This is a genomic window from Cellulosimicrobium sp. G4 BAM 1002 (assembly GCF_057126935.1).
In genome coordinates this window covers 1,784,519-1,806,550 of the sequence record NZ_CP182109.1, presented here as the reverse complement: position 1 = coordinate 1,806,550, position 22,032 = coordinate 1,784,519, and the positions used below count along the sequence as shown (strand labels likewise).

Annotated in this window: 21 protein-coding genes; 17 read left to right on the top strand and 4 right to left on the bottom strand. The window is 75.4% G+C overall.

Annotated features, from left to right (window positions below):
* Positions 1 to 26: 26 nt before the first annotated feature.
* Complete coding sequence (locus ACMXGY_RS08155) at positions 27 to 380, top strand: LapA family protein (RefSeq protein ID WP_483776346.1); 354 nt, start codon at positions 27 to 29, stop codon at positions 378 to 380.
* 7 nt (positions 381 to 387) lie between these two features.
* Here the strand turns inward: ACMXGY_RS08155 and ACMXGY_RS08150 are convergent, their stop codons facing one another.
* Both ACMXGY_RS08150 and ACMXGY_RS08145 read right to left on the bottom strand, forming a co-directional pair.
* Positions 388 to 672, bottom strand: coding sequence for a hypothetical protein (locus tag ACMXGY_RS08150; protein WP_483776345.1), 285 nt, complete (start codon positions 670 to 672; stop codon positions 388 to 390).
* Between the two features lie 78 nt (positions 673 to 750).
* The gene (locus tag ACMXGY_RS08145; protein WP_483776344.1) at positions 751 to 1,182 is read right to left on the bottom strand and encodes a PPOX class F420-dependent oxidoreductase; all 432 of its coding nucleotides are present in this window, start codon (positions 1,180 to 1,182) and stop codon (positions 751 to 753) included.
* A gap of 92 nt (positions 1,183 to 1,274) precedes the next feature.
* Between ACMXGY_RS08145 and ACMXGY_RS08140 the strand changes: the two genes are divergently transcribed.
* The gene (locus tag ACMXGY_RS08140) at positions 1,275 to 2,291 is read left to right on the top strand and encodes a phosphotransferase enzyme family protein (protein ID WP_483776343.1); all 1,017 of its coding nucleotides are present in this window, start codon (positions 1,275 to 1,277) and stop codon (positions 2,289 to 2,291) included.
* An 80-nt stretch (positions 2,292 to 2,371) separates the two neighbouring features.
* On the opposite strand, the gene ACMXGY_RS08135 is transcribed toward ACMXGY_RS08140, so the two are convergent.
* The gene (locus ACMXGY_RS08135) at positions 2,372 to 3,115 is read right to left on the bottom strand and encodes an SDR family NAD(P)-dependent oxidoreductase (protein ID WP_483776342.1); all 744 of its coding nucleotides are present in this window, start codon (positions 3,113 to 3,115) and stop codon (positions 2,372 to 2,374) included.
* Between the two features lie 304 nt (positions 3,116 to 3,419).
* On the opposite strand from ACMXGY_RS08135, the gene ACMXGY_RS08130 reads away from it, so the two are divergent.
* From ACMXGY_RS08130 to ACMXGY_RS08085, 10 genes are all read left to right on the top strand, one after another.
* On the top strand, positions 3,420 to 4,637 hold the full coding sequence (locus ACMXGY_RS08130; RefSeq protein ID WP_483776341.1) for a toxic anion resistance protein: 1,218 nt from the start codon (positions 3,420 to 3,422) through the stop codon (positions 4,635 to 4,637).
* Positions 4,638 to 4,704: 67 nt separating this feature from the next.
* Positions 4,705 to 5,277 carry a hypothetical protein gene (locus tag ACMXGY_RS08125; protein WP_483776340.1) on the top strand — a complete coding sequence of 191 codons (573 nt, stop codon included), beginning with the start codon at positions 4,705 to 4,707 and terminating at the stop codon, positions 5,275 to 5,277.
* Positions 5,274 to 6,950: an AAA family ATPase gene (locus tag ACMXGY_RS08120; RefSeq protein WP_483776339.1), complete on the top strand. Its 1,677-nt coding sequence runs from the start codon at positions 5,274 to 5,276 to the stop codon at positions 6,948 to 6,950. Before ACMXGY_RS08125 ends, ACMXGY_RS08120 begins: the two co-directional genes overlap by 4 nt.
* Positions 6,947 to 8,302: a hypothetical protein gene (locus tag ACMXGY_RS08115; RefSeq protein WP_483776338.1), complete on the top strand. Its 1,356-nt coding sequence runs from the start codon at positions 6,947 to 6,949 to the stop codon at positions 8,300 to 8,302. The genes ACMXGY_RS08120 and ACMXGY_RS08115 overlap by 4 nt, the downstream gene beginning before the upstream one ends.
* A complete protein-coding gene (locus tag ACMXGY_RS08110) occupies positions 8,299 to 9,324 on the top strand; it encodes a glutamate ABC transporter substrate-binding protein (protein ID WP_483776337.1) in 1,026 nt (341 codons plus the stop codon). Before ACMXGY_RS08115 ends, ACMXGY_RS08110 begins: the two co-directional genes overlap by 4 nt.
* The gene (locus ACMXGY_RS08105) at positions 9,321 to 10,427 is read left to right on the top strand and encodes a hypothetical protein (protein ID WP_483776336.1); all 1,107 of its coding nucleotides are present in this window, start codon (positions 9,321 to 9,323) and stop codon (positions 10,425 to 10,427) included. Before ACMXGY_RS08110 ends, ACMXGY_RS08105 begins: the two co-directional genes overlap by 4 nt.
* Positions 10,424 to 12,778, top strand: a complete 2,355-nt coding sequence (locus tag ACMXGY_RS08100) for a serine/threonine-protein kinase (RefSeq protein ID WP_483776335.1) — start codon at positions 10,424 to 10,426, stop codon at positions 12,776 to 12,778. The genes ACMXGY_RS08105 and ACMXGY_RS08100 overlap by 4 nt, the downstream gene beginning before the upstream one ends.
* Entirely contained in the window at positions 12,775 to 13,953 is a 1,179-nt protein-coding gene (locus tag ACMXGY_RS08095) for a PP2C family protein-serine/threonine phosphatase (protein ID WP_483776334.1), read from the top strand. Before ACMXGY_RS08100 ends, ACMXGY_RS08095 begins: the two co-directional genes overlap by 4 nt.
* A gap of 35 nt (positions 13,954 to 13,988) precedes the next feature.
* Positions 13,989 to 15,272 (top strand): VWA domain-containing protein, encoded by a 1,284-nt coding sequence (locus tag ACMXGY_RS08090; protein WP_483776333.1) that lies wholly within the window; start codon positions 13,989 to 13,991, stop codon positions 15,270 to 15,272.
* Positions 15,269 to 16,186, top strand: coding sequence for an FHA domain-containing protein (locus tag ACMXGY_RS08085; RefSeq protein WP_483776332.1), 918 nt, complete (start codon positions 15,269 to 15,271; stop codon positions 16,184 to 16,186). The genes ACMXGY_RS08090 and ACMXGY_RS08085 overlap by 4 nt, the downstream gene beginning before the upstream one ends.
* A 6-nt stretch (positions 16,187 to 16,192) precedes the next feature.
* Here the strand turns inward: ACMXGY_RS08085 and ACMXGY_RS08080 are convergent, their stop codons facing one another.
* Complete coding sequence (locus tag ACMXGY_RS08080) at positions 16,193 to 16,711, bottom strand: Hsp20/alpha crystallin family protein (RefSeq protein WP_483776331.1); 519 nt, start codon at positions 16,709 to 16,711, stop codon at positions 16,193 to 16,195.
* A 343-nt stretch (positions 16,712 to 17,054) separates the two neighbouring features.
* Here ACMXGY_RS08080 and ACMXGY_RS08075 point away from each other — a divergent pair, with 343 nt between their 5' ends.
* The 5 genes from ACMXGY_RS08075 to ACMXGY_RS08055 are packed head-to-tail and all read left to right on the top strand — an operon-like array spanning position 17,055 to position 21,951.
* Positions 17,055 to 17,783 carry a biotin transporter BioY gene (locus ACMXGY_RS08075; RefSeq protein ID WP_483776330.1) on the top strand — a complete coding sequence of 243 codons (729 nt, stop codon included), beginning with the start codon at positions 17,055 to 17,057 and terminating at the stop codon, positions 17,781 to 17,783.
* Between the two features lie 19 nt (positions 17,784 to 17,802).
* Positions 17,803 to 19,347: a class I adenylate-forming enzyme family protein gene (locus ACMXGY_RS08070; protein ID WP_483776329.1), complete on the top strand. Its 1,545-nt coding sequence runs from the start codon at positions 17,803 to 17,805 to the stop codon at positions 19,345 to 19,347.
* Positions 19,344 to 20,540 carry a thiolase family protein gene (locus ACMXGY_RS08065; RefSeq protein ID WP_483776328.1) on the top strand — a complete coding sequence of 399 codons (1,197 nt, stop codon included), beginning with the start codon at positions 19,344 to 19,346 and terminating at the stop codon, positions 20,538 to 20,540. Before ACMXGY_RS08070 ends, ACMXGY_RS08065 begins: the two co-directional genes overlap by 4 nt.
* Positions 20,537 to 21,355 carry an energy-coupling factor ABC transporter ATP-binding protein gene (locus ACMXGY_RS08060; RefSeq protein WP_483776327.1) on the top strand — a complete coding sequence of 273 codons (819 nt, stop codon included), beginning with the start codon at positions 20,537 to 20,539 and terminating at the stop codon, positions 21,353 to 21,355. Before ACMXGY_RS08065 ends, ACMXGY_RS08060 begins: the two co-directional genes overlap by 4 nt.
* On the top strand, positions 21,352 to 21,951 hold the full coding sequence (locus ACMXGY_RS08055) for an energy-coupling factor transporter transmembrane component T family protein (RefSeq protein WP_483776326.1): 600 nt from the start codon (positions 21,352 to 21,354) through the stop codon (positions 21,949 to 21,951). Before ACMXGY_RS08060 ends, ACMXGY_RS08055 begins: the two co-directional genes overlap by 4 nt.
* Positions 21,952 to 22,032: the final 81 nt, after the last annotated feature.

The window sequence follows — 22,032 nt, the reverse complement described above, 5'->3', positions numbered from 1 at the left end:
AGGCCCGGTATCGCAAGGAGGCCACCATGGCCACCGCCCCGCTCATCTCGGCGACCAACGGGCACTCGGCCCGCCGCCCGCGCGACACCGTCGGCGCATCTCGCGAGACCTGGACCGACTACGGGCGCTCCAGGGCCCCGCGCAGCCGCGCCGGCGCCACCGGGGTCGGCATCTGCATCGCTGCCGTCGTCCTCGTGGCACTGATCGTGTTCATGCTCCAGAACACCCAGCCCGTCGTCGTCTCGTTCCTCGGGATGCAGGGCTCCGTCCCGCTCGCCCTCGCGCTCCTCGTCGCCGGCGTCGGGGTCGGGATCGTGGCGCTGGTCGTCGGGACGATCCGCATCGGGCAGCTCCGCCGCCGACTCTCGCACTCCGGCTGACCGACGGTCAGCCCACCTCCTCCACCCGGTACCCGGCGCGGACGACCGCGGCGAGGAACGCGTCGAGGTCGCGCGCGTCGCGCAGCAGCGCGCCGAGCTCTCCCTCGTGCTCGGCGAGGTACGCCGTGCCGGTCGCGAAGGGGTGCGTCGCCGGAGGCGTGCCGGGAGGCGGCGGCGCGGCCGAGACGCTCACGAGCACGCCCGGCTCGCCGCGCACGTCGAGGGCGAGTCGTCCGCCCCGCCACACCCGGTAGCGCCGCGCCGTCCCTTGCCCGTCCACCGGCTCGTCCACGCGGCTCACCGTACGCTTCCCCCGCAGCCCGACCGGCCTCCGGCGCAGGCCGCTCGTGCCGGTCAGGGGTTGGCCACCTCACCCGAACGACGGCGCGCTCACGTGCTCGACCTCCACCAGATAGGCGTGCCGTTCCTCGCCACGGGGGTAGGGATGACCCGTGTAGAGCACGGAGATCCGGTCGACGACCGCCCAGCCCTCCTCGCCGTCGAGCACCCGGACCACGCGTCCGCGCAGCGTCGCCACGACGAACGGGTTCCCGCTCTCGGTGACGGACACCGCGACGCGCGGGTCGCGCGCGAGGTTGCGCGCCTTGCGGGAACTGGGGCCGGTGAGGAACGCGAGGTGCTCGCCCTCCCAGGCGACCCAGAGCGGCACGACGTGCGGGCCGCCGTCGGGCAGGACGGTCGCGAGGTGCGCGACGTGCGCCCCGGCGACGAGCCGCAGAGCCTGCTCGGGGACGCGGGCGGAGCCGGGAACGGTGCTGTCGGACGACGTGTGGGTGGTCATGTCGTTCGGACCGCGCCCGGGCCGACGACTCATCGGCTCAGCGGTCCTGTGCGAGGGGTGGCGTCGACGTACCGGCGACCGGTCATGGTGGGATGTCCGACATGCCGACGACCGGAACGCCCATGGTGGAGATGCTGTGGGAGACCGGCGACCCCGCGGAAGTCCTCGCCGATCGTTTCGGACTCACCGATGCCGATGCGGCCCAGGCGTGGCTGGCCGGCCTGCTGAGGCGCGACTGGGGAATCGACATCTCACGCTGTCAGCGGATCGTCATGAGCGACCAGAACGCTCTCGCGTGGCTCGCGACCCCTTCGGGCACGCTGGTAGCGAAGTGGTCCGTAGACCGAGAGCGCTTCGCTCGCCTCTCCGTGCTCGCCGACCTCACGCAGTGGCTCGCCGAGCGCGGTGCACCAGTGTCCGCGTTGGTCCACGCCCTCGACGGGTCGTCGTACGTCCGGCCCGACGGCGCTCTCCTGGTGCTCCAGCGCGCCATCGAGGGCGACCACCTCGACGTGGCGAACCTGGGTCAGGTCAGGGCGGCCGGCGCCGTCCTGGCGCGGCTGCACGGCCATCTTGGCCGATATCCGCGAGCCGACGAGCTCCGCCCGGCCTCGCCGGCGCCCGAAGGGTCGCTGGCTGAGCGGGTGACGGCGTGGCTCGAGTCCGGCCAGCAGCACATCCCCACGCCCCTGCTCGCGGCCATGCGCGAGCTCATCGACGCCGCGCCGACCGAACCGATGCCGACCCAGCTGCTTCACGGCGACTTTCGAGCCGCAAACGTTCTCTGTGCGGGCTCACAGGTCCTGGCGGTCATCGACTTCGACGAGGCGCGGTTCGACCCCGCCGTCGACGAGCTGGCCCGCTCGGCGGTGTTGCTCGGGACGCTCTTCCGCAGCTGGGGGCCGGTGACCTCGCAGGTACGCGCCGAGTTCCTGGCCGGATACGCGTCGGAACGGCGCCTCAGCGCGGACGAGGTCCGCTGGTGGGGCATCCTCGTCGGCTGGTACTCGCTCGGGATGATCCCGCCCGACTCCGCGCACGACACGGCCGGATGGCGTGCAGCGGCACAAGAGCACCTGGAACAGGCCCTTCACGCACGGGCCCTCTAACCTTCCGCGCCGTAGGCCGGGTGCGACCTGGACTACGGCTCGATGGGGGCAAGGTCGCAGGGCGGTGCGTGCACGGCGGGTCAGCCCACGGTCGCGCCGCACGACAGGTCGAGCACGACCCCCGTGGTGGCCCCCGCCGCGTCGGACGCGAGGAACACCGCGGACCCCGCGACCTCCGACAGACGCGGGAGCCGACCGAGCCGCGTGTCGCGGACCAGGTCGGGCAGGTCGTCGCTCGTGGCTCCCGCCGTCTCGGGCGTGAAGTTGGGCCGCAGGCCGACGACGCGCACGCCGCTGCGACCGACCTCGCCCGCGAGGCCCCGCACGAGCGCCTCGAGCGCGGCGCACGCAAGGTTGAACCCGCCCATCTCGTGCCGCGACTCCTGGGCGGCGGTCGTCGAGAGCACGACGACGACGCCCGACCCCTGCTCGACCATGTGGCGCGCCGCTGCCTGGGCCGTGTGCGTGTGCCGCCGCACGGCCTGCACGACGGGCGCGAGGACGTCGTCGGGCGCGAGGTCCACGAACGGCACGTTCTGCACCGCGTCCATGCCGACGGCGTTGAACGACACGTCGAGGCTCCCGGCCGTCGCGACGACGCGAGCGGCGTGGTCGCGCACGGCGGCGGGGTCGTCGACGTCGACGACGGCCACCTCGGCCAGGCCCCCGGCGGCGCGGATCTCGTCCGCGAGCGCGTCGAGCGTCGCCGCCGTCCGTCCCGCGAGGAACACGCGCGCGCCCGCGGCGGCGAAGCCCCGGCTCACGGCCGACCCCATCGAGCCGGCGGCCCCGTAGACCACGGCGTTCTTCCCGGCGAGCTGCACGGCGATCCCCTCTCTCGGGCGGTGCGGGCGGCCCGTCGTTCGACGGGTGCCGCCCGCGTTCGACAGTCAGGACGTCTCGTCGGTGCGGAACTCATCGGCCGCCCGCACGTTGTGCTCTCCATGGGGAGTTCTCACCCCCGCCGATGTCCGGAAAGGGTAAAGATCCGGCCACCGGTCGTAGATATACTCACCCAACCGGCGCAGGCCGGTTCCGCCCGGTTCGCCCGGGTCGAAGGGGGGCTCGCAAGGGGCCGCCCACCCGCCACCGACGGCGACCGACGGCACGCACGAGCGAAGGATCGAGATGACCGAGGCAGCACCGCTCCAGCCCCCCGCTCCGACGGAGACGCTCACGCTCAGCGCCCCGGAGCCCGTCAAGCCGGTCGCCACCACGCAGGCACCGTCGCTCGCGCCGCGCGTCGACGAGGCCGCGATCCCCGGTCTCGAGTCGAAGGTCTCCTCCTACCTCGACCAGCTCCTCGCGACCGACACGCGCTCGCCCGAGTTCGCCGCGAAGGCCGACGACATCCGCAAGATGGGCGACAAGGACATCCGCGCGGCGTCGGACGTGTCGAACCGGATGCTCGAGATGCCGGTGCGCGAGCTGCGCGAGGGCGGCGTCTCGGAGAGCTCGAAGGTGAGCAAGTCGCTGCTCGAGCTGCGCCGCACGGTCGAGGACCTCGACCCGAGCGAGGCGAGCATGGGCAAGAAGTTCCTCGGTCTCATCCCGTTCGGCGGCAAGCTGCAGGACTACTTCCGCCGCTACGAGAGCTCGCAGAAGCAGCTCAACGCGATCGTCCAGTCGCTCTACAACGGCCAGGACGAGCTGCGCAAGGACAACGCCGCGCTCAACCTCGAGAAGCAGAACCTCTGGGACTCGATGGCGCGTCTCAACCAGTACATCTTCATCGCCGAGCGCCTCGACACCGAGCTCTCGACGAAGATCGCCGAGCTCGAGGTGAGCGACCCGGAGCGTGCGCAGGCGTTGCGCGAGGACGTGCTCTTCTACGTCCGCCAGAAGCACCAGGACCTGCTCACGCAGCTCGCGGTGTCCATCCAGGGCTACCTCGCGATGGACATCATCATGAAGAACAACGTCGAGCTCATCAAGGGTGTCGACCGCGCGACGACCACGACGGTCTCGGCGCTGCGCACCGCGGTGATCGTGGCGCAGGCGCTCGCGAACCAGAAGCTCGTCCTGGACCAGATCACGGCGCTCAACACGACCACGTCGAACATGATCGCGTCGACCTCGAAGATGCTGGCCGACCAGTCGGCGAGCATCCAGCAGCAGGCCGCGAGCGCGACGGTCGGGCTGCCGCAGCTGCAGCAGGCGTTCCAGAACATCTACGCGACGCTCGACTCGATCTCCACGTTCAAGACGCAGGCGCTCGACTCGATGGCGCAGACGATCGGCGTGCTCGAGACCGAGACGACGAAGGCGAACGAGTACCTCGACCGCGCCCGGCGCTCGGACCAGTCGCAGGTGGGCAACGGCTCGCTCGACATCGGCCGGCTCTGAGGCCGGCCCCGACGCGACGCGCACCATGCCCCCCGCACACCGAACGACAGATCGGATCCCGAGCTAGATGGGCTGGTTCTCCGACGTGATCGGCCGCCTCGGCGGCCGGTCCTCCGCGCCCGAGCCCGCGTACGAGCTGCCCGCTCCCCCGACGAGCGCCGAGATCCTCGCGTCCGTCGAGCGCGTCGAGCAGCAGATCGAGGGACGGGTGGCGCCCGCCGTCACGGCGCGCGTGCACCGCATCACCGGGACGGTCGAGGAGATGGTCCCGCGGCTCGACCGGCTCGGCGGCGGCTCGCAGCAGGCGCACACCGTCGTCGCGACCGCGACGAGCTACCTGCCCGAGGCGGTCGGCGCGTACCTGCGCCTGCCGCGCGACTTCGCCGACCGGCGGGTCGTCGCGCAGGGCAAGACGTCCCTCATGCTGCTGTGCGACCAGCTCGACCTGCTGGGCGTCACGCTCGACAAGATCTCCGACGCGGTCTCGCGTGCCGACGCCGCGGCGCTCGTCGCGCACGGCGCGTTCCTCGCGGAGAAGTTCCGCGACTCGTCGATCGCGCTCGACGCCGGCGCGGGCCAGGGCACGCCGCAGCCGCCCGCCGGGGCCGCGAGCGAACCCGGACGCCTGGAGGCCCCGTGACGACCCCCGAGCTCGCCGCCGCGCTCGACGCTCTCGGTGCCGCCGCGCGCGCCGCCGGCGTGGACGAGGACGCCGCGCGCGACGAGGGCGCCCGCCTCGCGGCGGCCGTCGCCGAGTCCTCCCCCGGCGCGTCGGCCGCGTGGCTCGCCGCGCTGGGCCACGACGCCGCGGCGACGGGCGCGTTCTTCACCGCCGCGTCGAGCGCGCGCCGCTGGCGCACGTCGCCGACCGACGTCCTGGCCGGGCTCGTCGCGGCGCGCTCGACCCACGCGACCGCCTACGGGCAGGCGCTCGCCGACGTCGCGCTCGCGGGCGCGCGCCTCGGCGCGCCCGGTCCGCACGTCGCCGGGAGCGCCGCCGCGGCAGCGGCCGTGCAGCGCGCCGGGGGGACGGGCACCCCTGCGGCGGCGACCGGCGCGGCCGGGTCCGGGCACGCGCCGTCGGGCACGACGGCGCAGCGCCCCGTGGGCGGGCCCCTCACCGCTCGCACCGGCGCCGACGCGAACCCGTTCGACCTCGGCGACCTCGTCGCGGCCCAGGGAGCGCTCGGCGGGCTGCGCCCCCAGGCGCCCGACGTGCCCTCGGTCGAGTCGATCCTCGACGCGCTCGGCGCACGCCACCCCGCCGGGTCGGCGTCCGGCCCGGCGGGCGCCGCGCCGTCGGGCACGACGACCAGGCCCGCCGACGCCCCCGCCGCGCAGGCGGCGGACGCGACGGCCGCGGCCACGGCGACCGAGGAGGCGGCAGAGGAGCCGCCCCGCTCGATCGAGGAGCTGCTCGCCGAGCTCGACGCCCTCAAGGGCCTGGCGCGGGTGAAGGACGAGATCCACCGCCAGACCGAGCTGCTGCGCGTGGAGCAGCTGCGCACGAAGGCCGGTCTCACGCGCCCGACGCTCACGCGCCACCTCGTGTTCCTCGGCAACCCGGGCACCGGCAAGACGACGGTCGCGCGGCTCGTCGCGGGCATCTACCGCGCGCTCGGGCTGCTGGCCCAGGGCCACCTCGTCGAGGTCGACCGCTCGGAGCTCGTCGCGGGCTACCTCGGGCAGACGGCGGTCAAGACGTCCGAGGTCGTCGCGACGGCGCTCGAGGGCGTGCTCTTCGTGGACGAGGCGTACGGGCTCGCGGAGGACCAGTACGGCGCCGAGGCGATCAACACGCTCGTCAAGGACATGGAGGACCACCGCGACGAGCTCGTCGTCATCGTCGCCGGGTACCCCGGCCCGATGGGCGACTTCCTCGCGACGAACCCGGGGCTCGAGTCGCGGTTCTCCACCACCATCACGTTCGAGGACTACACCGACGCGGAGCTGCGCGACATCTTCGCGGGCATGGCCGCCAAGTCCGACTTCGAGCCGACGCCCGAGGCGCTCGACGTGTTCTCGCGGCTCGCGGCCACCCAGCCGCGCACCGAGGGGTTCGGCAACGCGCGCTGGGCGCGCAACGTCCTCGACGCCGCGATCAGCCGGCACGCGTGGCGGCTGAAGGACACCGCCGAGCCGACGATCGACGAGCTCCGCCTCCTGCTGCCCGCCGACCTCGTCGACGGCGAGTCCGCGCCCGCCCGGCTCGCCGCGCTCGAACCTCCGGCCGAGCGGGACGTGCCCGAGACCGTCACCGAGCCCGAGATCGAGATCGACTCCGCACCCTCCACCGCCGAGGAGAACGCATGACGACCACCCCGGTCCGCCCGGCGGGCCCACCGCCCGCGGGCGCCCCCGCGCCCGGCACCCCCGCGCCCGGACGCCCCGGAGCCGTCACCGGCCCGGCCCCCGCGACCGCTCCCGCCGCCGTCTCCCGGGCGAGGGGCGCGCTGCGCCGCACGCCCGGGAAGCTGCGGCTCGTCATGGGCCTGTGCGTCCTCGCGTCGGTCGTGCTCGGCGTGCTCGGCTTCCAGGCCGGCAGCGTCCAGTCGCGCGCGCTCGACGCCGCGAGCGCGGACGCCGCGCAGCTCGTCGGCGTCCAGGAGGTCCGCAACGCGCTCGTCGCCGCGGACGCGACGGCCACGGGGGCATTCCTCGTCGGCGGCCTCGAGCCGACCGAGCAGCGCGCGCGCTACGACGACCTGGTGGACCAGGCGGCGAACCGCCTCGCCACGCTGTCGGGGAGCAACGAGGCCGACGCGGAGCTGCTGGGGCAGGTCGCGGCCGACCTCACGGTCTACACGGGGCTCGTCGAGCAGGCGCGCGCGAACAACCGTCAGGGGTTCCCCGTCGGCTCGGCCTACCTCGACCAGGCCTCGACGATCCTGCGCGAGCAGATGCTGCCCGCGCTCGACGAGGTCGTGCTCGACGACGCCGACCGCGTCGCCGCCGACTTCTCGGGCGTGCGCAACGCGCTGTGGGTCCTCGCGGGCGGGCTGGTCGCGCTCGCGGTGCTCGTCCTGAGCCAGGTGTGGCTCGCGCGGCGCACGCACCGCGTGCTCAACGTGGGCCTCGCGGTCGGGACCGCGATCGTGCTCGTCGTGGGGGTCGTCGCGACGGTGCTGCTCGCGCAGGCGGGCTCGCGCGCGCAGGACGTGCGCACCGGGCCCTACGCCGCGACGCTCGCCGCGTCGCAGGCCTACTCCCTCGCCAACGACGCGAAGTCGATGGAGGCGTTCACGCTCATCAAGCGCGGCTCGGGTCAGGCGTACGAGGAGGCGTTCGTCGCCTCGACGACCGATGCCGCGCAGCGGCTCGACACGGCGGAGGCCGACGGCATCCTCGACGGGTCGACGGCGCAGGCGCTGGACGAGTGGGTCGCCCACCACGCGGACATCCGCGCGCTCGACGACGGCGGGCAGTGGGACGAGGCGGTCGCGCTCGCGACCGCGACCGACCCGGAGAGCGCCAACGCCGCGTTCGACGCGTTCTCCGCGGGCGCGCGCGACGACATCGAGACCAACGCCGCCGCCACGACCGACCGGCTGGCGAGCGCGGCAACGACCGCGACCGTCGCGGGCTGGCTCCTGCTGGCCGCGGGGCTCGTCGCCGCGCTGCTCGCGTGGCGCGGTGTGACGGCACGACTGGAGGAGTACCGGTGACGACGACGCTCTCCCCGCGCGGCGGGACCCGCGCGACCCGATCGCGCTCCGGGCGGCGCACGGGCGCCGTCGCGGCCGGGCTCGCGGTCCTGCTCGCGCTCGCGGCGTGCTCCGGTCCCACGGGGGCGGACGACCTGCAGCTCACCCCGGCGGCCGAGGAGGAGACGACGGACGCGGGCTCCTCGGGTGCGCCCGCGGCGCCGGCCGAGTGCACGGACCCGCTCGCGTCCTACGCGCCCGAGGGCACGCTGCCGGGACCGGACGCGCTGCCCGGCGGCAGCACGATGGCCGAGATCCGTGACCGCGGCGTCCTGCGCGTCGGCGTCTCGGCCGACACGCTGCTCATGGGCGCGCGCAACCCGCTGTCGGGGTCCATCGAGGGCTTCGACATCGGCGTGCTCCACGAGATCTCGCGCGCGATCTTCGGCGACCCGGACCGCCTGCAGTTCCGGGTCATCACGTCGGGCCAGCGGCTCGAGGTGCTGGAGAACGGCGACGTGGACCTCGTCGCGCGCGCCTTCACGATCAACTGCGAGCGCTGGGAGTCCATCGCGTTCTCCGCGGAGTACTACCACGCGGGCCAGAAGGTGCTCGTGACGCGCGACTCGACCGCGAACGGCATCGCCGACCTGGAGGGCCAGCGCGTGTGCGCGCCCGAGGGCACGACGACGCTCACGCGACTCGAGGAGTTCGCCGGCATCGAGCCCGTGCCGGCGACGACGCACACGCAGTGCCTCGTGCTGTTCCAGCAGGGCAAGGTCGACGCGATCACGGGCGACGACACGATCCTCGCGGGCTTCGCGGCCCAGGACCCTTACGCGAAGGTCGTCGGCGAGGCGATCAGCGACGAGCCCTACGGCATCGGGATCCCCGCGGCGGACGTGGACATGGTGCGGTTCGTCAACGGCGTGCTCGAGCAGATGAAGTCGGACGGGCGCTGGACCGCGCTCTACGACCAGTGGCTCGGCGTGCTCGGTCCCGCCCCGACCCCGCCGGCCGCGGTGTACGGTCGCACTCCGTGAGCCGCACCGCAGCACCCGAGGCACCCGGGAGGCTGGGCGAGGCGATCCCCGCGCCCGACCTCCTGCGGTACCTCAGCGCGCTCGAGACGTGGCTCGACGAGCGCCGCACCGAGCTCGACCGGCTCGACGCGGCCGCGCAGGCGGCGGCCACACCGGACGCGTACACCGCCGACCTCGTGCTCGCGCTGTCGATGTGGCAGGCGATCCGCACGCGCGCGGACGAGATCCGCCCGGTGTGGGACTCGGGCCGCGCGGACGAGGTCGCGCGCGAGAAGATCTCCCGGCTCGTCTGGGGCCGGCTCGACTCCGGGTCCGGCGCCGCGCTCGTCTCGCTCGTCGAGGCCGTCAAGCTGTGCGACGCGCTCGTCGTGCAGCTGCGGACGCGCCTGTCGTTCGACCCGCACACCGCGGACCAGGTCGCGCGCCTGCGCGGCGTGCGCGCCGAGCTCGTGCGCTGCGAGGACCTCGCCGGCTCCGACACCGACGCGCGCGGCCGCGTGCAGACCCTGCGCGGACGGCTCGACCACCTCGTCGCCCAGGCGGCCCGTGGTGGTGACGTGGCCGGTCCGCTCGCCGAGCTCGAGGCCCAGGTGGCCCGGGCCGAGCGCGACCTCATCGTCGCGTCCTCCCAGCGCCGCGAGCTCCGCCGCGACCGCACCCGCACGGACGAGCAGCGCGCGGCGCTCGAGGCGCGCGAGCCCGCGCTGCGCGAGCTCGTCGCCCGCTGCCGCCGCGAGATCGCGCACCCCCCGCGGCTCGCCGTGCCCGACGTCTCGCGCCTCGGCCCCGTGCCCGACTCACGCTTCGAGCTGGACGCCTACGCGGCGCGGCTCGCGACCGTGGCCCGGGCCGTCGAGACCGTCGAGGACGCCTACACCCGGCCGCTGCGCGAGCGCGCCGAGCTGCGCTACAGCCTCGAGAAGCTCGCGGCGAAGGCCCGCACGAACGGGCGCTCGGCGTCCCCCACCGTGCGCTCCGGCCTCGTCGAGGCGCGCGACGCCGTCGAGGCGACGCCGTGCGACGTGACGCTCGCGCGCTTCCTCGTCGAGCAGTACCAGTTCCTCACCCGCGACCTGCCCACCTCGGAAGGAGCGTCGTCGTGACGACCACCGCGACCGTCCCGTGCTCGGAGCCCGGCTGCCCGGGTGCCATCGAGGACGGCTACTGCAACGTGTGCGGCGCGCCCGCGGGAGGCTCGGGTGGCGCAGCCGGCACGCCGCCCGCAGCCACCGGCGCTCCCGCACCCGGCTCGGCGGCCGCCGCGTCGCCGTCGGCGATGCTCGGCACGGGCTTCGTCGAGGGCCGGCCGGGCACCGCCTCCCGTGCGGGCGCCGACCCCGACGCCGAGCGCTCGACCCGCACGGGTCGCACGAGCTCGAGCCGCCTCGCCACGGCAGCGCTCGGCTCCGCGCGCACCGCGGCGACCGGCACGAAGGCCACCCGTCGCGTCGGGACGTCGTCGACGCGCCTGCGCGGCCACCGCCTCGGCGCCGGCCTGACCACGGTCCCCTCCGCGCCGGTCACCGACCCGCTGCAGGCCGTCATGGCCGTGCCCGAGGTCGCCGAGCGCAAGCGGTACTGCCCGGCGTGCGGGGAGAAGGTCGGCCGCGGCCGCGACGGGCAGCCCGGCCGGACGTCGGGCTTCTGCCCGCACTGCGGCAATCGGTTCGACTTCACGCCGCAGCTCCGCCCCGGCGACCTCGTCGGCGGCCAGTACGAGGTCGTCGGCTGCCTCGCGCACGGCGGCCTCGGCTGGATCTACCTCGCGCGCGACCAGAACGTGTCCGGCCGGTGGGTCGTCCTCAAGGGCCTGCTCAACTCGGGCGACCCCGACGCCTACGCCGCGGCCATCTCCGAGCGTCAGTTCCTCGCCGAGGTCGAGCACCCGCTCATCGTGGAGATCTACAACTTCGCGATGCACGAGGGCGCGGGCTACACCGTCATGGAGTACGTCGGCGGCAAGTCGCTCAAGGAGATCCTCCAGGACCGGCGCGACGCGAAGGGCGGGGTGATCGACCCCCTGCCCGTCGACCAGGCCCTCGCCTACGTGCTCGAGATCCTGCCGGCGTTCGCGTACCTGCACGACCACGACCTGCTGTTCTGCGACTTCAAGCCCGAGAACGTCATCCAGCAGGGTGACGGGGTCAAGCTCATCGACCTCGGCGGCGTGCGCCGCGCGGACGACCTCCAGTCGGCGATCTTCGGCACGATCGGCTACCAGGCGCCCGAGGTGGCCGAGGTCGGCCCCTCGGTCGCGTCCGACGTCTACACGATCGGGCGCACGCTCGCGACGCTCGTCCTCGACTTCCGCGGGAACACGACGACGTACGTCGCGTCGCTGCCACCCGTCGCCGAGACGCCGGTGTTCCAGCAGTACGACTCCTTCTACCGGCTGCTCGCGAAGGCGTGCGCGCTCGACCCGTCCGACCGGTTCGGCACCGTCGACGAGATGCGCGCCCAGCTCGTGGGCGTGCTGCGCGAGGTCGTCGCGACCGACCGCGGTCCCGCCAGCCCGGCCCTGCACTCGGCGGCCTCCGTCCTCTTCGAGGCTCCGGTCGCGGACATCGCCGAGCGCCCCCTCGCGTGGGACGAGCTGCCGGCGCTGCGCCGCGACGAGCACGACCCGATGGCGAGCTGGCTCGCCGGCGTGAACATCGCGGACCCCGAGACGCGGATCCTCGCGCTCATGGACGCCCCCGAGAGCACCATCGAGGTGCGGCTCGAGACGGCCCAGGCCGCGATCGAGGCGGGCTGGTGGGGAGACGTCGACTCGACGATCTCTGCGATCCTCACCGACGACCCCTGGGAGTGGCGGGCCGCCTGGCTCGGCGGCCTCAAGCAGCTCGCGCAGGGCGACGTCGTCGCGGCGCGGGCGTCGTTCAACGCGGTGTACGGCCAGGTCCCGGGCGAGCTGGCGCCCAAGCTCGCGCTCGCGACCGCGTGCGAGCTGAGCGACGAGCCGGACATCGCCGAGTCGCTGTACGTGATCTGCGCGCGCTCCGACGCGAACTACACGGCCCCGTCGGCGTTCGGGCTCGCCCGGGTCCGCCACGGGCGCGGCGACCTCGACGGGGCGCTGCACGCGCTCGACCTCGTCACGCCCACGCGTTCGTCGTACGTGGAGTCGCGCGTGCTGCGCGCGCACCTGCTGGCGGACTCGGGGCGCGGCCTGCCCGCTCTGGCGGACGCGATGGCGAGCGTGCAGACGGTGACCATCGCCCCGCGCGAGCGCGCCGAGCTCGCCGTCGGGGTGCTGCGCTCGGCGCTCGAGACGGTGTCCGCCTCCGGCCCCCAGCCGACGACCCGCATCGCGGACGTCCCGGCGGACGAGCCCGCGCTGCGCGACGCGCTCGAGGGCGCGTACCGCGAGCTCGCGTCGCTCACGGACTCGCGCGACGAGCGGATCACGCTCGTCGACCGGGCGAACGAGGTGCGGCGGTGGACGGTCCGATGAGCGACACCACCCCGACCGCGCAGGGCGCCCTCGAGGGCTCCCCCGCGCCCCTCGCGTGCCCGGCGTGCGGCGAGCCGTCGCACGAGGGCGCGCGCTTCTGCGAGGCGTGCGGCACCCCGCTCGCGGTGCTCACCGACCCCGACCCCGACCCGCCGACGACAGGCGTCCCCGACGGCGACGAACCCGATGTTCCCGGCGGCGCGTCGCCGGAGGCCGACGCGCCCCCGGCGACCGGGGCTCGGCCGTGCGTGCGCTGCGGCGGGCGGGTGGCCGACGACGGGTACTGCACCGAGTGCGGCGAGCCCGCGGCGTCCGAGCGCGACCACTGGGCAGAACGGCCCGCGACCTGGGTCGGGGGCGTGTGCGACCGCGGGGTGCGCCACGTGCGCAACGAGGACGCGATGGCCCTCGCCGCGGGCCCGTCCGCGACCGACGAGCGCGCCTTCGCGGCGCTCGTCGTGTGCGACGGCGTCTCGTCGGCCCCGGACTCCGACGTCGCGAGCCTCGCGGCGGCCCGGGCGGCGCGCGACGTGCTCGTCGCGGGTGCCCCCGCCGGGGCGACGCCCGTGCAGGGCGAGACGACGGCCCGCATGGGCGTCTGGTCGGCGCGGATCGCCGACGCCTCGCGCGCGGCGCAGGAGGCGATCCTCGCCACGGTCGGGGCGATGGCGGACCGTGAGAACCCGCCGTCGTGCACGTTCGTCGCCGCCGTCGTGGACGGACCGCTCGTCGTGGTCGGCTGGGTGGGCGACTCGCGCGCGTACTGGATCCCCGACGACGGCGAGGCGCACCAGCTGAGCGTCGACGACTCGTGGGCGCAGGAGATGATGGCGCAGGGCATCCCGCGCGCGCAGGCCGAGACCTCGCCCCAGGCGCACGCCATCACGCGCTGGCTCGGCCCGGACGCCCCGGACCCCGTCGCCCGCACGGCGGCCACGCTGCCCGACCGCGCGGGCTGGGTGCTCGTCTGCTCGGACGGGCTCTGGAACTACTGCTCCCCCGCGGCCGACCTCGCCACCCTGCTCCACACGACGCAGGAGAACGTCGGGGACAACCCCCAGGAGATCTCCGGAGCGCTCGTCGACTGGGCGAACGCGCAGGGCGGACGGGACAACATCACCGCGACGCTCGCCCGGTTCCTCCCTGACCCGACCCCATCCGAGCAGACCCGATAACCTCACCGGATCACCGCATCACCGAAGGAGCCCCCATGGCCGAGTTCTCCGCCGAGGTCTACCAGAACGAGTTCCTGTCCGAGGGCGCCACGGACGTCCACGCGATCGTCACGGTGACGTGCACCGGGGCGGGCAGCGCGGGGAGCGGCGGTTCAGCGGGCGGGGTCGCCGAGATCATCATGGTCGACACCTCCGGCTCGATGTCGGGCCGCAACATGGAGGCGGCGAAGCACGCGGCGCAGGTCGCGGTCGACCAGATCAACGACGGCACGTGGTTCGCGGTCGTCGGCGGCTCGCACGTCGCGAACCGCGCGTTCCCGTACCCGAACGCACGCATGGCGATGGTGCAGATGGAGCCCGGCGCGCGGGCCGAGGCGAAGCGCGCGATCTCGATGATGGCGCCGGGCGGCGGCACGGCGATGAGCACGTGGCTGCGCCTCGCGGACCAGCTCTTCGAGACGGTGCCCCAGGCGACGCAGCGCCACGCGATCCTGCTCACGGACGGCAAGAACGAGTCCGAGCCCCGCTCGAACCTCTCCGCGGCGGTGCGCGACGTGACCGGCCACTTCCAGTGCGACGCGCGCGGCGTGGGGACGCGCTGGCAGGTCGACGAGCTGCGCGAGATCTCGACCGCGCTCCTCGGCACGGTCGACCTCATCGCCGACCCGGCCGAGATCGCGGCGGACTTCGAGAAGCTCATGCAGGCGTCGATGGCGCGCGGCGTCGCGTCCGCGGACCTGCGGGTGTGGGCACCCCAGGGCTCCCAGGTGCTCTTCGTCCGGCAGGTCGCGCCGACCGTCGAGGACCTCACGAACCGCCGGACCGAGGTCAACCCGCTCACCGGCGCCTACCCCACCGGCTCGTGGGGTGACGAGTCCCGCGACTACCACGTGTCCGTGCGTGTCGCGTCGAAGCCGGTCGGCTCGGAGCAGCTCGCGGCCCGCGTCCAGCTCGCGGTGAACGGGGAGGTCGTCTCGTCCGGGCTCGTCAAGGCCAAGTGGTCCGACGACGAGTCGCTCACGACGCGCATCAACCCCGAGGTCGCGCACTACACGGGCCAGACCGAGCTCGCGGCTGCGATCCAGGAGGGCCTCGCCGCCAAGGCCTCGGGTGACGAGGCGACGGCGACCGTCAAGCTCGGTCGCGCGGTCCAGCTCGCGCAGCAGACCGGCAACGACGAGGCGACGTCCCGGCTGCGCAAGGTCGTCGAGATCGACGACGAGGAGCACGGGACCGTGCGGCTCAAGCGCAACGCGTCGACCCTCGACGAGATGGCGCTCGACACCGCGTCGACGAAGACCACGCGGGTCCGTCGGTGAGCGCCGTCGTCTGCCCCAACGGGCACCCCTCGCAGTCCACGGACTACTGCGACGTGTGCGGCGAGCCGATGGGGGCCGCCTCACCGGCGGCCGCGTCGCCGGCGAGCGGCTCGACCCCGTCCCCGGGCGCGGCGGCCGCACAGGCCGCCCCCACGACGTGCCCGAACTGCGACTTCCCGGCGCCGGGCGGCGCTCTGTTCTGCGAGAACTGCGGGTACGACTTCACGACGGGCGCGCTGCCCGAGCCGGTCGAGCCGCCGTCCGCGCTCTCGCTCGACCCGCCCTCGCGCCCTGCCCCGGCACCCGCGGGTGCCCCGGCCTCGGACCCGGCGCCCGGCTCGGCGGCCATCCCGCCGCCCGCGCCCGCGACGTCGGCTCCCTCTGCCGCCACCCCACCGCCGCTTCCCGCGTCGGCGACCGCCTCCGCAGAGAGCGATCCCGGCGCGACGACCGGACCGGACGCGGCCGCGCCGTCGGGCACCGGGCTCCCGACGCCGCCCGTCCCGGGGCCGGACCAGTGGGTCGTGGAGATCTGGATCGACCCCGACTGGTACACCGCGCAGCAGCCGGAGGACCCGATGCCCTCGGCGGGCCTGCCCGGCCTGGTGGTCCTGCGTGAGCGCAGCGTGCTCGTGGGGCGTCCGTCGGTGTCGCGAGGCATCCACCCGCAGGTCGACTGCGGCGCCGACACCGGCGTGTCGCGCCGGCACTGCCAGCTCAGCACCGACGGTCAGCGCTGGTGGGTCGAGGATCTGCAGTCGTCGAACGGGACGTACGTGAGCCCGGCCGGCGAAGCCGTTCCCACGGACCCGATCCCCGCCGGCCAGCGGCGTGAGCTGGCTGACGGGGACCGGATCTACCTCGGGGCGTGGACACGCCTCGTCATCCGCAAGGCCCTGCCCGGCGAGGTCTGAGCGGGCTCAGCCCTCGACCGTGCGGCGCTCGGCGTCGGACGGGCTCCGCTCCTCGTCGTGGGCTGGCTCCGCCGTGATCTGGGTCGCGGCGCCGCCCGCGCGGTGCGCGACCTCGATCCGGCGGGGCCGGGCCTCCTCGGCCACCGGGACGGTCAGGGACAGGACCCCGTCCTCGTAGGACGCCGAGATGCTGTCGAGCGCCAGGCCGCGGCCCACCGTGAGCTGCCGCGCGTACGTGCCGGACGGACGCTCACGCGCGAGCCACTGGACGTCGGGGTCGGTCCGCGCGCTGCGCTCGGCGCGGATGGTCAGCGTGCGGTCCTCGACGGAGACGTCGATCGTGCCCGGGTCCACGCCGGGAAGGTCCATCGTGAGGACGTAGTGGTCCCCCGCGCGGAACAGATCGATCGGCATCCAGCTCGACGCCGCCGACGCGGCACTCGCCCGCGCGCCGGACGCGAGCTGCCCGACCAGACGGTCCATCGCGTCGAAGGTGCTCGTGAACGGGTCGATCATCGCAGCCACACCTCTCACCTCCTCGTCGGTCGGCCCCGGACCGTCCGGGGCCGGTCGGTGCTCCCGCGAAGCAGGCGCCTCGCGGGGCGGCTACACCACTGTTTTAGCACTCTCCACCGTCGAGTGCCAAGGCCAGTCGTCCGACGTGCCGACGCCCCCGTTGTGGGGTTCCACCCACGAATCGGCGCTACGCGCAGCCCCGGCTGGAGGAACCCTCCAACGGCTTGTGCGAACCGTGCACGGAGGGGCGCGCCCGTGGTCCTCGCCATGGTCGGCGGCTGCCTCACACCGCCGGGAGAGTGGAGGTACCTCCGCGTACGCCGGAGGCACCTGCCCGAGCACTGGAGCCGCCATGTCCGACGCCGCACCCTCGCCCGCCCACACGGTGCCCGCCTCCCCCGCCCACCCCGTGCCCGCCTCCCCCGCCCACCCCGTGCCCGCCTCCCCCGCCCACCCCGTGCCCGCTGCCCTCGACGGCGCCGCGGCCCCCCGGGCCCGGTTCGCGCTCGACGCCGCGGACGCCGCACGGATCGCGACGTTCGCCGCGCTCGTCGCCGCGCTGGGGATGCCCGGGTCGATCGCGTTGTTCGGCAACGCGGTCCCGATCACGCTCCAGACGCTCGGGGTCATGCTCGCCGGGGCGATCCTCGGCGCGTGGCGCGGCACGCTCGCCGTCGCGACGTTCCTCGCCCTGGCGGCGGCCGGGCTGCCGGTCCTCGCGGGCGGCCGGGGCGGGCTCGGCGCGTTCGTCGGCCCGTCGGCCGGCTACCTGTTCGGGTTCCTCGCGGGCGCGGCCGTCGTCGGGTGGCTCGTCGACCGGCTGCGCCGGGTGACGTTCCTCGGGGTGCTCGTCGCGTGCCTCCTGGGCGGCGTCGCGGTCGTGTACGCGTTCGGCGTCCCGGTGCAGTCCCTCGTCACGGGCGTGCCGCTCGTGACGACGGCCCAGCTCTCCCTGGCGTTCCTGCCGGGGGACGCCCTCAAGGCCGTCGCGGCGGCGGCGATCACCGTCGGCGTGGTCCGCGCGTATCCGGCCGCGCGCACGTCGGGTCGTTCCGCGGCCGACCAGCGCGCCCGCTCCTGACTCCTGGGAGAGTGTCCGCGTGCCCGTCGCCCACCTGGTCCTCACGCATGCCGCCGACCCGGCGGTGCGCGACCGCCACGCTCTGCGCACACCCGAGCGGTCGCGCACGTACGCGGCGCTCGCGGCCGACGTGCGCGCCGGAGCGACGCACCTGGCGGCGACGGGCACGCGGCCCGGCGACCTGGTGGCCGTGTCGCTGCCGGACCCGCTGGACCTGATCACGGCGGTGCTCGCCGCGGACCACCTCGGCGCGACCCCGCTCGTGTGCGACCCCGCGTGGCCCCGCGCGCACCGCGCCGAGGTGCTGCGCACGCTCGCTCCCCGCACGTTCGTCGAGGTGCCGCTGCCGCGCGGGACCGGGGGGTCAGCTCCGGTCCGGACGACGGACAGCACGCCCGCCGGCGCGGCGGGGCCCGCCCCGCAGGGGGGAGCGGGTCCCGAGGCGGACCAGGACGCTGCGCACGTGGCCGCGCACGTGGCGGGGCCCGACGATCTCGCGTGGGCGGGCTTCTCCTCGGGCAGCACGGGCAGGCCGCGCGCCGTCGTGCGCACGCGCGCGTCGTGGGCCGGGTCGTTCGACGACGTGACGCGGCTCGTCGGGCTGCGCGCGAGCGACACGGTGCTCGTCCCGGGCCCGCTCGCGTCGTCGCTGTACTGCTTCGCCGCGGTGCACACCCTCGCGGCCGGAGCCTGCGCCTACCTCACGCGCACGCCGGCTGCGACGACGACGGCGCTCTCGAGCTGCGACGTCGTGCACCTCGTGCCACAGGTCCTCGACGACGTGCTCGACGCCGTCGCGGCGGGCGCGCCGTCCCGGCTGCGGCACGCGGTCGTCGGCGGTGCGTCCCTCGCCCCGACGGCGCGCGCCCGCGCGGCGCAGCACGGGATCGACGTGCTCGCCTACTACGGCGCGGTCGAGCTGTCGTTCGTCGCGTACGACCCGGACGGCAACGGGCTGCGCGCGTTCCCGGGAGTCGACCTGGACGTCCGGCCCCTCGCCTCCGCGAGCGTCGGCGAGGTCTGGGTGCGCTCGCCGTGGGTCTCGCGCGGCTACCTCGCCCGCGCGACCGGACCGCTGCGGCGCGACGGCGCGTGGTGCACCGTCGGGGACCTCGCCGACCCGCTCCGGGCGTCGCCCGTTCCTCCCGCTGGGCCCTCGGAGGAGACCGCCGCGAGCGCCGCCGGAGCCGGGACCGCACGCCTGGTGCTGCGCGGGCGCGGCGACGGGGCGATCCTCACCGGCGGCGCGACCGTCGTGCCGGAGGACGTCGAGGTCGTGCTGCGGGCCGTGCCGGGCGTGCGGGACGTCGTCGTGCTCGGGACCGCGCACCGCCGGTTCGGGGCCGTCGTGACCGCGGTCGTGGAGGGGGACGGGCGGCCCGGGCTCCGCGCCCACCTCGAGCGCGTCGCGCGATCCGCGCTGGCCCCGGCCCAGCGTCCCCGCCGCTGGTACGGCACGCGCGCCCTACCCCGGACGCCGTCGGGCAAGCCCGCACGGGCGGCGCTGAGCGAGGCGCTCGGCGCGCCCGACCCGGCGGGCGCCGGCCTGGAGCCGCTGCGATGATCCCGGACCACCCCCGGTCGACCGCACCCGTCGTCGTCGCCGCGCGCCGCACCTGGATCGGCACGGCGGGCCACGGGCACCGGTCGCTCACCGAGGTCGACCTCGCGGCGGCGGTGCTCGGCGCGACGCTCGACGACGCGCGTGCCGTCGGAGCCGACGGCCCGGTCGAGGACGTGGTGCTCGGCTGCTGCACGGGGCCGGGCGGCAACGTCGCGCGCGTCGCGGCCCTCGCCGCCGCGGCGTCCGTCGACGTCCCCGGGCTCACCGTCGACCGGCAATGCGCGTCCGGTCTCGCGGCGGTGCTCCTGGCGGCGCAGCAGGTGCGGGCCGGCGAGGCGGGCCTCGTCCTGGCGGGCGGGACCGAGAGCGCGTCGCGCGCCCCCGCACGGGCCCACCGCACGCCTTGGGGCGACGTCGGCTACGCGCGCGCCGCCTTCGTCCCGACCCCGTGGGCGGACCCCGGGATGGGTGCAGCCGCCGACGAGCTCGCGCGGCGGCGCGGCGTGACGCGCGAGCGCCAGGAGGCGTACGCGCGGCGGAGCCACGCACGCGCTCTCGCCGCGCACGCGGCGGGCCGGTTCGAGGCCGAGGCGGTCCGCGTCGGCGCACCGGGTTCCGCGCTCGGCCGGGACGAGCGCGCACGCCGCCTCGACCCGACGGTGCTCGCCCGCCTCTCCCCCGCGTTCGGGCGCGACGGGACCGTCACGGCCGCCACCGCGAGCCCGGTCAGCGACGGCGCCGCCGTCGTCGCGGTCGTGCCCGAGTCGGTGCGACGGCGGCTCGGCGCTCCCGGGCTGCGAGTCGCCGCGTCAGCGACCGTCGGGTGCGACCCGGCGCTGCCGGGCTGGGGTCCTGTCCCTGCCGTCCGGGCCGTGCTCGACCGTGCCGGTGCCCGGCTCGACGACGTCGCGGCGGTCGAGGTCGTCGAGGCGTTCGCGGCGCAGGTGCTGGCGTTCACCGACGCCCTGGGGCTGGACCCGCTCGCGGCCGGGTCGGACGACGACGCCTCGGTGTGCGCCGACGGCGGCGCCCTCGCGCTCGGGCACCCGTGGGGAGCGAGCGGCGCGGTGAGCGTGGTGCGGCTGTTCTCCCGGCTCGTCCGCGCCGGGGCGCCGAGCGGGACGCTCGGGGTCGCGACGGCGGCCGTCGGTGGCGGGCAGGGCGTCGCGGCCCTGGTCGAGGTCGTGCGATGAGCCGCGGGGCGACCCGGGGCGGCTGGTGGCGGCGCGCGCCCGGCCCCGACCCCGCGGCCCCCGCCCCCCACGACACGGCCGGCGCTCCAGGCGTCCCACGGGCCGACGACGTCACGCGCGGCTGCGTCGTGCAGCTCGAGGACGTGCACGTACGCCTAGGTGATCGCGACGTGCTGCGCGGCGTCGACCTCGAGCTGCGCGAGCGGCGCATCGGGGTCGTCGGGGCGAACGGCTCGGGCAAGAGCACGCTCGCGCGACTGCTCAACGGCCTCGCCCTGCCCACGTCCGGACGAGTGCGGGTCGACGGCCTCGACACGCGCCGCGACGGCCCCGCGGTGCGACGACGCGTCGGGTTCGTGTTCACCGACCCCGACGCCCAGATCGTCATGCCGACCGTCGCCGAGGACGTCGCCTACTCCCTGCGGCACGTCCCCTCGGGGCACCGCGACGCCGTCGTGCGTGCCGCCCTCGCCGGGCGCGGCCTCGCGGACCATGCCGACCACCCGGCACACCTGCTCTCGGGCGGGCAGAAGCAGCTCCTCGCGCTCACGTCGGTCCTCGCGGCCGGCCCCCGGCTCGTCGTCGCCGACGAGCCGACGACCCTCCTCGACCTGCGCAACACGCGCCGCTTCGCCGCCGAGCTGGCGTCGCTCCCCCAGCAGGTCGTCCTCGTCTCGCACGACCTGTCGCTCATGGACGCGATGGACCGCGTCCTCGTGGTCGACGACGGGAGGGTCGTGGCGGACGACGAGCCCGCGACCGCCGTCGCGCACTACCGGCACCTCGTCGACCACGACACGGGCACCCCGTCGTGACCGCGGGCGCGTACCGCCCGGGCACCTCGGTGCTGCACCGCGCGCCCGCGGGCGTGAAGCTCGCGGGGCTCGCCGTCGCCTCCGGGGCGGCGCTGGCGCTGAGGACGCCGACGGCGGTCGGCGCGGTCGTGCTGCTCGTCGCGGCGCTCTACGCGCTGTCCGGGGTGGGGTGGCGGGCGGCGTGGGACCAGGTCCGCCCGCTGCGGGTCGTCGTGCCGGTGCTCCTCGCGGTGCAGTGGTTCACGGTCGGGCCGGTGCCTGCGCTCGTGCTCACGACGCGGCTCGTCGCGCTCGTGGCGCTCGCGGGCCTCGTGCTGCTCACGACGCGTACCGCCGCCGTTCTGGCGGCGATCGAGCGAGGGCTGCAGCCGCTGCGGCGCGTCGGGTTCGACGTCGCTCGTGCAGCACTCGTCCTGTCGCTCGCCGTTCGGTGCGTGCCCGTGGTCGCGGCCCTCGCGCAGCGCGTGCGCGACGCGTGCCGCGCTCGCGGCCGGGAGCACGACGTGCGCGCGTACGCCGTCCCGCTCGTCGTCGGCGCGCTGCGCCAGGCCGACGCCCTCGGCGACGCGCTGCGCGCCCGCGGCCTCGACGACTGACGCGGAATCTGCCGAGGTAGAACCCTGGTCCGCCGAGGTAGAACCGTGGTCATGACGAGGGTTCTGCCTCGGCGGACCACG

Bases quoted from the DNA above. Each gene is read 5' to 3' on its own strand.
- ACMXGY_RS08155 (WP_483776346.1), top strand. From the start codon at position 27: ATGGCCACCGCCCCGCTCATCTCGGCGACCAACGGGCACTCGGCCCGC.
- ACMXGY_RS08145 (WP_483776344.1), bottom strand. From the start codon at position 1,182: ATGACCACCCACACGTCGTCCGACAGCACCGTTCCCGGCTCCGCCCGC.
- ACMXGY_RS08140 (WP_483776343.1), top strand. From the start codon at position 1,275: ATGTCCGACATGCCGACGACCGGAACGCCCATGGTGGAGATGCTGTGG.
- ACMXGY_RS08130 (WP_483776341.1), top strand. From the start codon at position 3,420: ATGACCGAGGCAGCACCGCTCCAGCCCCCCGCTCCGACGGAGACGCTC.
- ACMXGY_RS08125 (WP_483776340.1), top strand. From the start codon at position 4,705: ATGGGCTGGTTCTCCGACGTGATCGGCCGCCTCGGCGGCCGGTCCTCC.
- ACMXGY_RS08115 (WP_483776338.1), top strand. From the start codon at position 6,947: ATGACGACCACCCCGGTCCGCCCGGCGGGCCCACCGCCCGCGGGCGCC.
- ACMXGY_RS08095 (WP_483776334.1), top strand. From the start codon at position 12,775: ATGAGCGACACCACCCCGACCGCGCAGGGCGCCCTCGAGGGCTCCCCC.
- ACMXGY_RS08090 (WP_483776333.1), top strand. From the start codon at position 13,989: ATGGCCGAGTTCTCCGCCGAGGTCTACCAGAACGAGTTCCTGTCCGAG.
- ACMXGY_RS08075 (WP_483776330.1), top strand. From the start codon at position 17,055: ATGTCCGACGCCGCACCCTCGCCCGCCCACACGGTGCCCGCCTCCCCC.
- ACMXGY_RS08065 (WP_483776328.1), top strand. From the start codon at position 19,344: ATGATCCCGGACCACCCCCGGTCGACCGCACCCGTCGTCGTCGCCGCG.
- ACMXGY_RS08060 (WP_483776327.1), top strand. From the start codon at position 20,537: ATGAGCCGCGGGGCGACCCGGGGCGGCTGGTGGCGGCGCGCGCCCGGC.